Below are 14292 nucleotides of genomic sequence, written 5' to 3' on the forward strand. Positions count from 1 at the left end.
CCCATGCATGCCCATCTCTGCCTACCCGACCTTGCCTCGCACCCAACCGGAGGCAACCGCTACAACAACGCCATCCGCACAGCGTGGCCGGATGCGCAGCCGTTCACCGAGAGCGTCGGGTGGCCCTCATCGTCCGATGCCGATGCCTGGCTCGTGGATAGCCTGCTGGTGTGCACCCCCGAGATGCCGCGTGTCCTGCTGGATGCGCCTCCTGCCGTGCTGCTCTTGCACTACCTGCACCTCGTAGACCCCACCCAGGCTCATGCCGAATCCATTATGCAGGAAGCGCAATATATTCAGCGTTTTGCTGGATGTGTTGTGCCCAGCCGCTTCGTGGCCAATCAGCTTACCGATCACGGCATCGCTGCCGATCGCATTCAGGTTGCAGCCCCCGGCCTGTCGGCGTCGTATCGACACGGGCCGCGCCCTGTGCCCACCGTAGCGCCCCCCTTTCGGCTGCTTACGGTTGCCAACCTGCTGCCCAACAAGCAACTGATTGCGTGCCTGCGCATGCTCGAAACGCTTGACGTAGGGGCGTGGACCTGGCGCATTATTGGAGACGACACGCTGGACGCAGACTACGCGACGGAGGTCCGCACTGCGGTGGAGGGCTCGTCCGTAAGCGACCGCATCACGCTGAGCGGACCCGCGTCTGTCGAGACGGTTCATGCGGCGTACCAGAGCGCCGATGTGGTGCTATGCCCCTCGCGCTTCGAAACGAGCGGTATGGTGGCACGGGAGGCGCTGGCGTGCGGTGTGCCCGTACTCGGCTTTCGCGTGGGCGGGCTGCCCGAAACACTCGGCCCCACCGCTACCGATGGACTCGTGGATGCTCATGACTTTGAGGCGCTGGGTGAGTGCCTGCAGGACCTGCTTGCTTCTCCTGCCCGCTACCGCGCCTGGCACCGTCAAGCCATCCGTGCGAGCCGAGGCATTCCGGCCTGGACCGAAACCGCCCGTCGCGTCTATCGAGCGGTGCAGTCGTTTGCGTAAGACTATCATGCCCCGGTCTCATTACGGGGGCGTCCCATTTCAAGGGTGTAGTGCCTCCATGCTCACCCTCATTGCTATGGGCAGTCTCTTCTCACGGATCCATCATCCGATACGATACACCGTGTGGGCGCAGGGGCACGGCCTCGGGCGGATACCCATTGTACTGCGCCAGCGCACGCATCGTAAGCGAGTAGAGGCCCTCAAGCGGCCAGGTAGCCTGGGTCTCTGGATGGGGACGCAAGCCGCGCTCGAATCCCTCCGCGAGAAACGGCTCCAGCCGCTCCGGGTCGCGGGTTAGCACATGAATGGGGACCTCCGCATCCTCCAACTCAAACACCGGCGGCTGATGATCGCCCAAGATCCAAACGAGGGCGTCGTCAGGGGCATCGTGCGCCAGGTAGTGCCGAATCAGCCGGAAGTTATGCGCTACCGTGCGCAGGTACCGCATTTGGGGCGGTTGGTTGAAAATGATGCTTTGCTGCACATCACGTGGCAGGAGGTCGTTCTGGTCGGTACGGCTTTGCTGTAGCATCCACGCACGGGCGGCCTGGTCGGTGGTATCGGGAGCCTGGTTGAACGCCCGCCAGTCTTCGACAAACGGCGACTTCCCGTGGCGCCACAACGCGTGCGAGTCGGCCATAGCGAAGAAAAGAAAATAGGGGGTGTTGTGGGGCAGCGCATTTTCATGTGTGTAGTACAAGCTGTACTGATCTGGAATCTTACCCCATCCGTAGTGTGGAGCTTCGTATCCCAAGTCGTCAAAGAACAGTGTGGTATCGAACTGATACGGGTCGCTCAATGGCAATCCGGGGCGGGCTCGATTGGGCGGCTGCAGTCCTATCGTTGTGTAGCCCTGATCTTGGAGTGTGCGTACGAGAAACGGATAGTCGCGGTAGCGTTGTAACCGGCTGTTGAGCAGCTGACGGTTGATGTGCATCCCACTCAAGAGCGTAGCATGCGCCAGGAACGAGCGTCCACCCTGAATGGGGGCTGGCCCGGTTGCCGTAGCCACGTGCCACCCGTCGGCAGCCAGATCGCGCTCAAGCTGCTGCACAAGATGAGCAAACGGCTCCCGCAGTTCGGGATGGCGCGTCATGACCATTCCATACGACTCGATCAGAAACCAGTACAACGGCGGCTGCGCATCCGACAGGTCGAGGTCGGCGTAATCGTAGTACGTGGAATCGAGGGGCTCTTCGTCGAGCGTGGTGATAAACTGTCGCAGTGCCAGCGATGCATCGATATTGGCGTGGATTTTTGCGGTGAGCGTGCGCAGATGATAATCCTCACGCACCTCGCGATACGTGCGGTGCTCGGTGCCCCACTCTTGCGCCGGGGCGTGCCACAGCACCACCGGCCAGGCGATTAGGTGAAGACTGAAGAGCAACACCCATCCGCTTGGCGTGGTGCCGCCGGCTTGCATTGATCGAACCAGATAGGGAATCATCGCTCCCATGCCAATCGCTGCTGCGCCCCCCAGCAGGGCGGGCCCCATGAGATCCGGCGTGGCCAACTCGGGCACCAGATACAGCGCGTTGGTCACGAACTGCACATCCTCGTACACAATGCCGTTTCGGTAGGTGGCCGTGTAGACGAGGGCATCGTACCAGGCGTAGAACAGGTAGCCCATACACACCACTACGCCGATTGTACGAGCCGCTCGTGGAAATCGACTGGTGCTCGACGCAGCAAGAAGTGTTGCTATGACGAGCGCCTCGATGCTCCACGGTGTGTAGGGGGAGGCGGGAAGCGACGTAACATACTCGGGAAGGGTGAACAACAACCCCAGTAGCGCGATCGCGGCTGCCAGTTCGCCATACCGTACGGTATCAAACGATGTGGGAGACCGGTTGGTACGAAGATGGTTGGAGGTGCGCACGGCAGACAGTTGAGGTGACGATGGGTGCAAAGTGAGAATCTGTGCTCTGTTACGCGTGCATGGTTGGGTCATTTGAGCACACTGCAAGCATGACCTACGCTCCCTCTGCGTCGCCCCGCCTGCTGGGGCGCGCTAGTGCAACGCTCCAGCGTCCCCAAACCGCTCCCGGTTCTTTACGCTGGATTGGTACGTCGGACGCCCAGCACTGCGACGGGTGTCACAAGCCAGTAGACGTAACCTGCGCGCTCCGTACGATAGGCAATGACGCCAAACAGAACAGGGCCTCCTTCCGTGGGGAAGCAGACCCTGCATGGGATTCAGCATAGTTCAGTAGCACGTGCTATGCCGCTTGTCCCAGCTGTTCGTCGAGGCGCTTGGTGAGTTCTTTCTTGGGAAGCACGCCAACCACTTGATCTACCACCTCACCATTGTGGAAAAAGAGCAGCGTAGGAATGGAGCGCACCCCGTACTCCTGTGCCGTGCGGGGGTTGTTGTCCACGTTCAGCTTTCCTACCTTAGCACGCCCCTCGTATTCCTCGGCCACCGTGTTGATGGTCGGAGCAAGTTGGCGGCATGGGCCGCACCAGGGAGCCCAAAAATCGACCAACACCGGCTGGTCAGCGTTAAGGACATCGTCCTCAAAGGTATCGTCGGAAAGTTCGAGGGTAGATTCAGCCATGGTAATACTAACTGTTATGAAACAAGCAATACGGTTATTCGGGGCGTAGAACGCATCGTTCCCGATGGGATGTGCTACGTAGCACAGATGCCTCAATCGTAACACCCCAATTCATGAGCGGGTTGCCTATTGAGGCGACCTCCTGGCAACAGATCACGCCACACTATCTCTTACACCCCATGATACGCAATGATCGCGCCATTGTGGCTCTCACCTCTGTGGGACACGGAATGGTGCATACCTACGAGCTTTCCATTCCCATTCTCATGACCTTATGGCTGGCGGAGTTCGACGTGTCTACCGCAGTGCTTGGAGGCATTGTGGCCATAGGATATGGTTTGTATGGACTGGGGGCGCTTCCGGCAGGCATCCTGGCTGACCGATGGGGATCGCGGCGCCTCATTGTGGGGTGCCTTGCAGGTATGGGAAGCGCATTTTTGCTGTTGAGCCTGGCTCCGGGATTGTGGACCATTGCCGCTGCGCTCGTTCTGTGGGGACTGGCTGCCAGTCTGTATCATCCCGCCGGGCTTACGCTCATTTCACGAGGGGTCGTACAACGCGGAAAGGGACTAGCCCTGCACGGCATGGCAGGCAACATTGGCATTGCCATGGGGCCTCTCTGTACTGCGTTGCTGCTACTTGTCGTAGACTGGCGTGTGGTTGCCGGAGTGCTCGCCATTCCTGCACTGATCGCAACAGGGTATGCCGCACAAGCCTCGTTCGATGAAACCGCCGCCGACGCAGCAGCCTCGGCACAAGACCGTTCGCCCGACTCCTTCCATACGCTCTGGACAACCACGCGTGTGCTTTTCGCATCGGGCTTTGCACTCGTCTTTTTGATCGTTATGATGTCCGGACTATATTACCGAGGCGTGTTAACGTTTTTACCGGATCTGCTTGAGCGATTCGTAACGATTGACTTGGGGCTCGCTGTTGAACCAGGCCGATACGTGTACGCGGCCTTGCTTATGGTGGGCATGATGGGACAGTATATTGGGGGCTGGCTGACTGACCATGTGCGCACCGAGCGAGGCATCCTGGGCGCATTTGTATTGCTTACGATCATTGGCATCGCGTTCTGGCCGCTTGCTCAGGCCGGCGCCATCTCGCTATTCATTATCAGTGGCGTCCTGGGCATTGCCCTCTTCATGATTCAGCCGCTGTATCAGGCCACTGTAGCCGAGTACACGCCCCCTGCTGCGCGCGGCTTATCGTACGGGTTTACCTACCTCGGCGTGTTTGGAGTAGGTGCTCTTGGAGCCGCCCTGGCTGGGAGTCTGCTCAACTGGTTCACCCCGCTTGTCTTGTTTCTCGTCTTGGCGATTGTTGCCGCCCTGGGTGCATTGCTCAGTGCCTACCTGGCCTGGAGGCCTCGGCGCACCATGACGGATTCTTCCTCATGATCTCTCTCGCTTGTTGCTACCGCTTGTTGCTACCGCTTGTTGCTACCCACCCCACATAATTCGTGTCGTCTCCCTTCAAATCAACGTGCTGCCAAGCTCTTTAGTAATAACGGAGTAATAACGGCTATTAAAAACGGTGGGGATGAATGAACCGGCTCTGTTGCCTACAATGGCGATTTTCCCTGTGCATAACCTGTGGATAACTTCTTGATTATGTGGATAACCCCCCGGGCTAACAAACCACATCACCATTCCAAAGGGCTAATCCCCTTCTAACTCGCCCAAAGGCCGATTATTATCTAATGCCTCCAATATCCGTTATGTGTCATACCGGTATTTACGGTGTGGATAGCCTGTGGATAACTTTGACGGGGCTGAATGGCATTTTTCGGTTCACATCCACCATATATCCGTTATTTTTTCGTGTTTCGCCATCTGCGCCACTTGGTTGCATATTGGTAACATACTTTGAACGGACGGTCAACGCTCCTGGATAGTCTATTGCACAGGCGCTTAGTACATAGCTTCTGACCGTGCTTTGGTGGCTTGCTTCATGTAGGCGGTAAGCCGATCTACGTACGAGAATAAGGGCGGACAATGAATGCCCGTGCCTTCCAACGCTGCTTCTGTGTTCGTGGTATCGTAGTGGACATCATGGTCGAAGTAGTCAATCAGTTGCGGAGCAATGCCCAAATACCGTCCGGCGTCAGACCCGGCTACCCTGCGTGCAAGCCGCGATGGCACGGGTACATAGGCCACATGCATGCCAAGATGCTCTACAAACAGGTCCATGATTTGCTGCGTGGAGAGCGGATCGGGATCGGTGAGGTGAAATACGGTGTCGTTGTACTGGGGCGACTGCATCAAGTGCGCCATCGTGTCGATCACATAATCGACCGGGGTAAGGTGAACCGGATGAGCCCCTGTACCTACCCGTGCCATAAGGGTATATCGAGGCAGCCGCTGCAGCGCACGCAAAATGTAGTACGGCCCATCAAATTTGTCGGTCGCGCCCGTTTGGGAATCGCCCACTACAATACCAGGGCGGAATATCATAGTCGGGATGTGCTCGCGTCGTTCTTGTACCAACACTTCGGCATGATACTTTGTCTCCTCGTAGAAATTTTTGAAGCCCGCATTGTGTACAAGATCCGTCTCATAAATGCGACCATCGCGCGTCCCTGATACGTATGCCGTGCTCACATACCCGAAGGTTTGCAGATTCGGAGCGGCCTCCATGAGGTCAAGCACATGCTTTGTACCTGTTACGTTAACGCGCCAGCCCACATCACGCGGAATGGTAAGATCATACACCGCCGCAAAGTGAACGGCACGTGTTATCTGCTTCGCGACTGTATCGTAGGCAGTTCCTAATCCTAGATCAGGCTTTGTAATGTCGCCCTCGTGCAGGGTAGCACGGGTGGCAATTCCGAGTGCATCGATTGTGTCTTGGGCCTGCTCGGCAAACTTGGGCTGGATGAGCAAGTGCACATCGAGAGAGGTGTCAGCCTGGGTCAATGTCTGCACGAGTCGCGTCCCCAGAAAGCCGGGGAATCCTGTCACAAAAAGCATCTGCGTATGGGGAAAATGCGTTGTATATTGAATGCTGCAGACCACACTTTCTTGGTGGGGCTACGCACCCCGCCGAGTGGAGACTATGGTCTACATGACTATAATATGAACCCACCGCGCTGTTTTCGGTTCATCGGTACCCATTACGTTTGGATCCATGATATGCTGTTTTAGTCATCTCATACTGACTTAACTCTGCGCCGACTTAATTAGGTGCTGCATGCCCTCTTATGAACTCCCCAACTGCTCCATCATCAACGCCAACGTCCGGCACCTCCGATGCGTCGGGGGCGGCGGCTTCGAATGGACAAGGCACAGTCAAAGAGGCTAAAATTGGGGATGCGCCACATGGTGATGCGACGACGGAGGAGGCCTCTTCACCGCCTAATGAACCGCCTCAGATAGAGGCCCCTGACGAAGAGAACACGTCGCCCCTTGCCGATTTCGATCCGCTAGCGCCGTATCGAGGGGCTGTACGTCGCTTTTTTGTGGTGTATCGGCATGTGGTAGGCTTGCTTATGGGCGCTCACATCGCCTACGTACGCTCGCTTCCGTCCGTGCAGAAGAAGGGAATGCGCTCACTCGGCAAGCGCATGATGGCGTGGCTCTTTCGTCCGCTGGTAGACCGGTCGCTGGTAGACCTTCCGTTTCCGGTGCAACTTCGGCGGCGGCTTGAAATCCTGGGTCCTACGTTTACAAAGCTTGGCCAGATTCTGGCTATTCGTGAGGACCTGTTGCCCGAGGCCATCACGCGCGAGCTAGAGAGCCTGATGGACCATCTGCCCCCAATTCCTTTCGTGCAGGTAAAGGCCATCATCGAGCGCGATTTGGGCGCGCCCGTCGAGGAGCTCTTTGCCAGCCTGAGCAGCGAGCCGCTTGGATCGGCTTCTATTGCCCAGGCCCACCGCGCCACCACCACCGATGGCGACGAGGTGGTCATCAAGGTCATCAAGCCTGGCATTCGTGATGTGATTACGTCGGACCTGAAGCTCTTGCAGTTCTTCGGGTTCTTCCTGCAGTGGATTATTCCGCGCTACCAGCCCCGGCAGGTCATTGAGGAGTTCAGCGCCTACACCGAGCGCGAGGTCGATTACTCGTTCGAGGCGACCAATGCCGAGGTGTTTGCTGCTAACTTCAGCGATATGCCCCACGTGGTGTTTCCAACCATTTACCGGGAGCTAAGCTCCGATGAAGTGCTCACCATGCAATTCATAGATGGCGTGCGCCCCGGCTCCGAGGCCTCCCTTAACCTGTCGGAGGCCGACCGAAAGCGCGTGATCGACCTGGGGGCGGCTGCCATTATCCGCATGTTGTACAAAGACGGCTTCTTTCACGCCGACCTGCATGCGGGCAACCTCAAAATCATTCCGGGCGGCCCCGACGAACCGGTAAAGGTCGGGTTTATTGACATGGGCATGGTAGGACGCTTCAGTCCGCAAGTAAAACGCCGGATGCTGTACTACTATTACGCGCTGGTACAAGGCGATGTGGAAAACGTAGCCCGGTACCTGCTCGATATTGCCCGCGTGGGCGAGGGGGGCGACCCGCAAGGCTTTCGGCGCGCCGTATCGGATCTGTCGCGGTATTTTGCCCGACAAGGCGGTACCGGCAACCTCAGCATTGCGCAACTTATCCTGGAGTCGCTTAGCCTGGGCGGACGCTATCGCATCTTTTTTCCGGTAGAGATGACGCTGATGGTGAAAGCACTCGTCACATTTGAGGGTGTTGGACGCACCATGGACCCCGACTTGGATGTCGTGGCCATCTCCAAACGCCATGTCCGAAGCATCTTTCGTGAGCGATTTGATCCACGCACCTTAGGGCAAGAGCTTTTTCGCAATGCGCCCGAATTTGTGGATGTAATGGTGCAAATGCCCCGTCTGCTCACCTCGGGGGCCATGTACCTTGAAGAAACGCTCGACGACCGTTCTCCTAGCAGCGATCCGTTTCCTGGACTTCGAGGAAGCATTTTGGCGGGTTCATGTATTATTGGAGGTGCGCTAGGCGTCGTGCAACAAGGCCCCATCTGGCTGTGGCTCCCGCTGTTTATTCTAGGAGGGCTCCTGGCCCTGTTCAAAACATAATTGAATTGGTATTGCCGGATTCAGTCCGTATCATTACGATCCCCAATGCCCCCTTGGCATACATCCCCTGGCATACATGATGTGACTGCCTCGCTTTTGTTTTCCTGCTGATTACGGGCAGCAATGCCCCTGCATGTATGGGTTCTGATCCTGACTTCACGATCGACGTTACACTCGATCCGAACGATCTGGAAGAGCTGTTTGAGCCATTTGACCCGTGGCGCCACGAAGCCATGTCATCGCGCCAAGCGCCTGGCCTGGAGCGCACGCAAACGCCTTCCGATCCCATTGACTGGGACTACCTCTATAGCGTGGTGCGCAGCTTCATGGGCGACATCCTCGACCGCTATTTCCGGGTGAAGCTAATCGGGCACGAGCAAGTTCCCGACGAGGGGCCCGTTATTCTTGCGCCCAACCATAGCGGCAATGCGTTTCCGCACGACGCCATTGCGCTGGATGCTGCACTGTGGCGCGCTTCGGGCTACACCAAGGCCGGGAAGTTTCGCACTGTATACACGCCACAGCTGGCCGCCACCTGGTGGATGCGCCCGTTTGATCTGGATAACTGGTGGCGGCGATGCGGTGGCGTAGACATGACGTTTGCCAACTATGATGCCCTGCTCAAACGCGGCGACCGCGTCATTTACTATCCCGAAGGCGTTCCCGGCATTGGTAAAGGGTTCACGCGGCGCTACCAGTTGCAGCACTTTCACTCCAGCTTTGTCGTTCTGGCTGCAAAATACGACGCCCCGGTGTATCCGGTGAGCGTAGTGAATGCCGAGTGGGTGAACCCAACCAGTGTCACGTTCAAGCCAATCGACCGGCTCTTTCGAAAGATTCTGGGCATCCCCTTCCTGCCCCTTCCCATCGCGCCGCTGGCTTTACTCTTTCCCTTCATCTTCTATCTGGCCTTTCCCTGCCAGATGACGTTTGTGGTGCAGTCGCCTCTTAACGTGCGGCAGATGCTGCGCGAGGAGGGATGCACCGACGTGCGCGCCCCCAGTCGAAACATGGTGCTGCGCGTGGCCGAGCGAATCCGACAACGAGCTCAGCAAGATCTCGACCGCGCCGTGGACGAGTATGGCCAATCGCCCTACGACTGGGACAGTCTGAAATCGGAAATGCAATCCATTCGTGGACGCCGGATGCGCACCACGCCCCTGGGGTGGCCCCTCTCGTTTGTGCAGCACGACCGCAATCGCGAGCGTCCGCCCGCTAAGAACTGGCTTCATAAGATCGTGCGCGACCTCGACATTGCCGCGTGGTACATGCCCTTCGGCTGGTTCCTCATTGCACTGATTCGCAAATTGCGCAAGCCCCCCTACGGCTACCGCGGCTTAAGCAAAGACGAAACACGGCGTCGGCAAGGCTCCTATCGGTGGTTGCTCAACGACCAGCCGCTGCCCCCACGTCCCCCGCGCACCGAAACCCCAGATGCACATCCAGGGCCGTCAGATACTTCGGAGACGAAGTAGTGCTGTGTTACACGCGATTGTTAGGGTACGGGGACCGTGCCAACCTCTGTGTCCCCCCCTCCAAAAAACCTGTCATGGTGAGCGAAGGCCGACGGAGGAGGCCCATGTAGCCGCCGAATGGCATTCGGCCGAACCATCTCCTCAGCGTTCAGCAGCTTAGGGTCGAGTGGGTAACGGTCCCCTAACGCACCGAGAATAACGCACAATCTTGTCATTGCGAGCGCAGCGACGCAATCTCATTGCTGTCAGACCAGATGCAGCCGCCCAATCGGGAGGCATGAGATCGCACCTCAGGAGTACTCGTTCGCTAGCGCTCACAGCGCCACGTCAGTCGTAGGGCTCCCTCCTCGCGATGACAAGTTTGGACTCTAACTTTCAGGTGTGACACAGCAGTAGGTTTTGCCTCACATATTCCACCATGATTGTCATGCCTACCCATGTTTTGCTATTCCCGGTAGGTGGCCGCATTGATATTGAGGCGGTCCATCTGGGAAAGGAGGGTGGTGCGTTTCATACCGAGCAGGGCTGCTGCGCCCTCGTCGCCGCCTACCATGCCTCCAGTGGCTTCAAGTGCCCGAATAATATGACGCCGCTGCGCCTCCTCTAACGTCGGAAATGTGCCGTTTGCGTCGGGTGGAGCGGTGCGCTGCGAGATCGATAGATCGTCGGCGCGGATCAAATCCTCCTGTGCCAAGATCACCGCCCGCTCCATAATGTTGGCCAGCTCGCGCACATTGCCCGGCCAGTCATACGCAGTGAGCACCGCCATGGCGCTAGGACTGATACCGGTGATCGACTTTCCCATGCGCTGGGCAAACAACTCCCGAAAGTGGTCGGCCAAGAGCGGGATGTCTTCGGTGCGCTCGGTAAGTGGGGGGAGGTTAATTGGGAAGATGTTGAGCCGGTAGTACAAATCGGACCGGAAGCGGCCCGCGTCGACCGCCTTTTCCAGATCGACGTTTGTGGCTGCAATGATGCGCGTATCCACCTGAATGGTACGGCTTCCGCCTACCCGCTCAAACTCTTGCTCCTGCAGCGCTCGCAACAGCTTCGACTGGGTGGGCATAGCCAGTTCGCCAATCTCGTCGAGAAACAGCGTGCCGCCATCGGCCAGTTCAAAGCGGCCTACGCGCTGCTCTGATGCGCCGGTGAACGCGCCCTTTTCGTGACCAAAGAGTTCACTCTCGATCAGGTCGCTGGAGAGGGCGGCGCAGTTCACTTTAACGAGCACATTGTCGGCGCGCGGGCTGCGTTCGTGCAGCGCACGGGCTACCAGTTCTTTGCCGGTGCCGGTTTCTCCACACACAAGCACGGTGGTATCGGTGGCAGCGACCTGGTCAATGGCCGTAAACACCGCTTGCATGGGGGGCGAGGTGCCAACAATTTTCTCAAAGCGCTGCTCGGCCCGAATCTCTTCTTGCAGGTACTCTTTTTCGGAGGCCAACTGTGAGGCCTGGGCTTCGGCTTGCTTGCGAGCATCGATATCGCGGAGCATGAGCAGGTGCTGCGGCTCGTCGGGCAGCGGAAGCGGGCACAGGGTGGCTTCTACCGGAAACGAGGGGCCATGGGCGCGGCATGCTTCCAGGCCCTCGGCGGCTCCGATGGAGCGGCTATCGTGGCGCGGGGTGGCGTCTTCAGGAGCCGGTGCCTGCTCCACATAGTTGCGCAGCAACGCGGCAAACTCATCGCTTACCAGGGGGATAATGGAGGTGCCGAGCATCTCGTTGGCCGATGCCTGAAAGATGTGTTCGGCCGCTTTGTTGAAAAGCGTAATTTCGAGATCGGCATTGATATTGATGATTGCATCCAGCGCCGAGTCGATGATCGTCGACAGGCGCTGTTCACTGGCGCGCAGTGCAGCGGTACGGGTGCGCACCTTTTCTTCGAGAGCATCGTGGGCCTCGCGTAGGGCTTGCTCGGCTGCTTTGCGTGCCCGGCGCTCTTCGGCCTCCTTCAACGCGCGCTTTACGGCGGGCCCCAGACGGCTCAACGTGTCTTTGAGCACGTAGTCGGTGGCCCCCTGTTTGAGCGTTTCGATGGCTCGCTCCTCGCCAATCGCCCCCGACACGAACACGACCGGCACATCCGGCACCCGTTCTTGCGCCATGTCCAGGGCCGTGAGCCCATCGAATGAGGGTAGCGAATAATCGACCAGGATGAGGTCGGGCGTTATCTCATCCAGGGCGCGGGTGTACGAGGCGCGGTCGGTGGCGCGGTGTACGGTGCCTGTAATGCCATCGGCCCGGAGTTGATGGCGGACCAGTTCGGCATCGGTGTCTACATCTTCAAGCAGTAACACACAAAGCGCATCCCAATCCGTATCAGTCGTAGCCATGAGGAAGTACGTGCTTACACAGTGAGGAGACGAGGCAGCTACTCAGCAAACGGTCTGGTTCATCGAGAGCCAGTAGCGACCAATCTGCTGCACGGTGTCGGTGAAGTCAGTAAAGTCTACGGGCTTTACCACGTAGCTGTTTACGCCGAGCGCGTAGCAACGCTCCACGTCTTGATGCTCCTGCGAAGAGGATAGGGCAATGACGGGAATGCATTTGGTGCGCTCGTTGGTCTTGAGTGCTTCGAGCACTTCTATGCCACTTACCTTGGGTAGCTTTAAGTCGAGTAGGATGAGTTTGGGGGGAGGGGTGTCGGGATTGGGGTTATCAAGCAGGTAGGTGAGGGCTTGGGCGCCATCACGTACATGCATGACTTGCTCTTCAATCCCCAGACCGCGTAGCGCGCGCAGCGTGAGTTCAGCATCGTAGGGCTGGTCTTCAATGAGAACAATCGAACCATCCATAAACAGAAACGAATCGATAGAAGCAAAAACAGACTGGGGCATAAACCAAGGTATTAGCCACGAAGCTGGGGCGCGTGCGATTCAACGGCCCGTGGCGATCGCAAAGAGTGGGGCGTTCTCTTCGCACGTATGCAATAGGTGGGTATACCCCCGAATGCGTTTCACTGCGGTAGGATAAGGAGGTGCCCACCCGGGATATCGGCTTCGCTCCTGATTTCGGGCTAGGGAACGCCGCAATGTCAGTCAAATCCATAGCCGGGGACCGCTTGCGTCCCCGGCGATCTGTGAGATGAATGCTATCGGGCCTGTGCGCGCCGCCCCGTAGCCTCGCTTCCTAATTTCGGCGCCAATTGGTAGGTGGCTCGGGCGCGTTGTCGAGGATCTCAGCAATGCGCGTCTCCACCTCGGGCGTGATGCGCTCCACCACATCCAACGCTTGCATGTTTTGCTCGACCTGCTCTGGACGCGACGCCCCGGTGATGACGGTGCTTACGTTTTCGTTCAGCAGGCACCAGGCCAGCGCCAGTTGCGCCATCGTGCAATCTAGTTCGTCAGCCACAGGCATCAATTGCCGCACTTTTTCGAGCTGGGCTTGCCCCTTTTCACTCTCCAACCGCTGGCGCAGCCAACTGTACTTGTCCAGGTCCATGCGACTGCCTTCCGGAATGCCATCGTTGTACTTACCGGTGAGGATGCCACTGGCTAGCGGACTCCATGTGGTAAGGCCTAGCTGGAAATCGCGATAGAGTGGAGCAAACTCGCGCTCCACCTTGTTGCGGTGCAGCATGTTATACTGGGGCTGCTCCATCACGGGCGGAATGAGACGCTCGCGTCGAGCGATTTCGTACGCCTGCCGAATTTGTTCGGCACTCCACTCGCTTGTGCCCCAGTAAAACGCCATGCCCTGGTCGATCACATAATTCATTGCCCGCACCGTTTCTTCGATGGGGGTTTCTTGGTCGGGACGATGGCAGAAGATGAGATCCACATAGCTGGTTTGCATCCGCTTTAGCGCTGCCTGCGTGCCCTCAATGACGTGCTTTCGCGAGAGACCCTGATCGTTGGGCCCATCGCCGCCCCAGAAGATTTTGGTGGAAAGCACCAGGTCAGAGCGCGTCCAGCCTTCGGCCTGAATGATGTTGCCCATCATCGTTTCGGCCTGTCCGCCGGCGTATGCCTCGGCATTGTCAAAAAAGTTGACCCCCGCATCGTAGGCAGCGGTCATACAATCACGCGCGACCGATTCATCGACCTGATCACCAAACGTGACCCATGCACCAAATGAAAGCGCCGATACCTTGAGTCCAGAACGTCCGAGACGACGGTATTCCATAACGTTTTGTAGTTGAATGTACAGAGACTGGATGGTGTGCATCCCTATAATCCAACTACGCAGTGGGGGTTCAGTCC

General features: G+C 57.9%; 10 protein-coding genes. 4 read left to right on the forward strand and 6 right to left on the reverse strand.

Annotation, left to right across the window (positions count from 1 at the left end):
- The first annotated feature begins 3 nt into the window (after positions 1-3).
- Entirely contained in the window at positions 4-993 is a 990-nt protein-coding gene (locus ACZ5AL_RS14655; RefSeq protein WP_464511324.1) for a glycosyltransferase family 4 protein, read from the forward strand.
- A 91-nt stretch (positions 994-1084) separates the two neighbouring features.
- Here ACZ5AL_RS14655 and ACZ5AL_RS14660 read toward each other — a convergent pair whose 3' ends face one another.
- Together ACZ5AL_RS14660 and trxA are read right to left on the reverse strand one after the other, a co-directional pair.
- Positions 1085-2872: an alkaline phosphatase family protein gene (locus ACZ5AL_RS14660; RefSeq protein WP_464511325.1), complete on the reverse strand. Its 1788-nt coding sequence runs from the start codon at positions 2870-2872 to the stop codon at positions 1085-1087.
- A 340-nt stretch (positions 2873-3212) separates the two neighbouring features.
- Positions 3213-3551 carry a thioredoxin gene (gene trxA / locus ACZ5AL_RS14665; protein WP_464511327.1) on the reverse strand — a complete coding sequence of 113 codons (339 nt, stop codon included), beginning with the start codon at positions 3549-3551 and terminating at the stop codon, positions 3213-3215.
- 179 nt (positions 3552-3730) lie between these two features.
- Between trxA and ACZ5AL_RS14670 the strand changes: the two genes are divergently transcribed.
- Entirely contained in the window at positions 3731-4954 is a 1224-nt protein-coding gene (locus ACZ5AL_RS14670) for an MFS transporter (RefSeq protein ID WP_464511328.1), read from the forward strand.
- Between the two features lie 513 nt (positions 4955-5467).
- On the opposite strand, the gene ACZ5AL_RS14675 is transcribed toward ACZ5AL_RS14670, so the two are convergent.
- Positions 5468-6517 carry an SDR family oxidoreductase gene (locus ACZ5AL_RS14675; RefSeq protein WP_464511330.1) on the reverse strand — a complete coding sequence of 350 codons (1050 nt, stop codon included), beginning with the start codon at positions 6515-6517 and terminating at the stop codon, positions 5468-5470.
- Positions 6518-6756: 239 nt separating this feature from the next.
- Between ACZ5AL_RS14675 and ACZ5AL_RS14680 the strand changes: the two genes are divergently transcribed.
- A complete protein-coding gene (locus ACZ5AL_RS14680; RefSeq protein WP_464511331.1) occupies positions 6757-8610 on the forward strand; it encodes an ABC1 kinase family protein in 1854 nt (617 codons plus the stop codon).
- 137 nt (positions 8611-8747) lie between these two features.
- Positions 8748-10085 (forward strand): 1-acyl-sn-glycerol-3-phosphate acyltransferase, encoded by a 1338-nt coding sequence (locus ACZ5AL_RS14685; RefSeq protein WP_464511332.1) that lies wholly within the window; start codon positions 8748-8750, stop codon positions 10083-10085.
- 445 nt (positions 10086-10530) lie between these two features.
- On the opposite strand, the gene ACZ5AL_RS14690 is transcribed toward ACZ5AL_RS14685, so the two are convergent.
- From ACZ5AL_RS14690 to ACZ5AL_RS14700, 3 genes are all read right to left on the reverse strand, one after another.
- Positions 10531-12420, reverse strand: a complete 1890-nt coding sequence (locus ACZ5AL_RS14690; protein WP_464511334.1) for a sigma 54-interacting transcriptional regulator — start codon at positions 12418-12420, stop codon at positions 10531-10533.
- 42 nt (positions 12421-12462) lie between these two features.
- A complete protein-coding gene (locus ACZ5AL_RS14695; protein WP_464511335.1) occupies positions 12463-12924 on the reverse strand; it encodes a response regulator in 462 nt (153 codons plus the stop codon).
- A 292-nt stretch (positions 12925-13216) separates the two neighbouring features.
- Positions 13217-14215 (reverse strand): potassium channel beta subunit family protein, encoded by a 999-nt coding sequence (locus ACZ5AL_RS14700; protein ID WP_464511336.1) that lies wholly within the window; start codon positions 14213-14215, stop codon positions 13217-13219.
- Positions 14216-14292: the final 77 nt, after the last annotated feature.

The organism is Natronotalea proteinilytica (assembly GCF_055379935.1).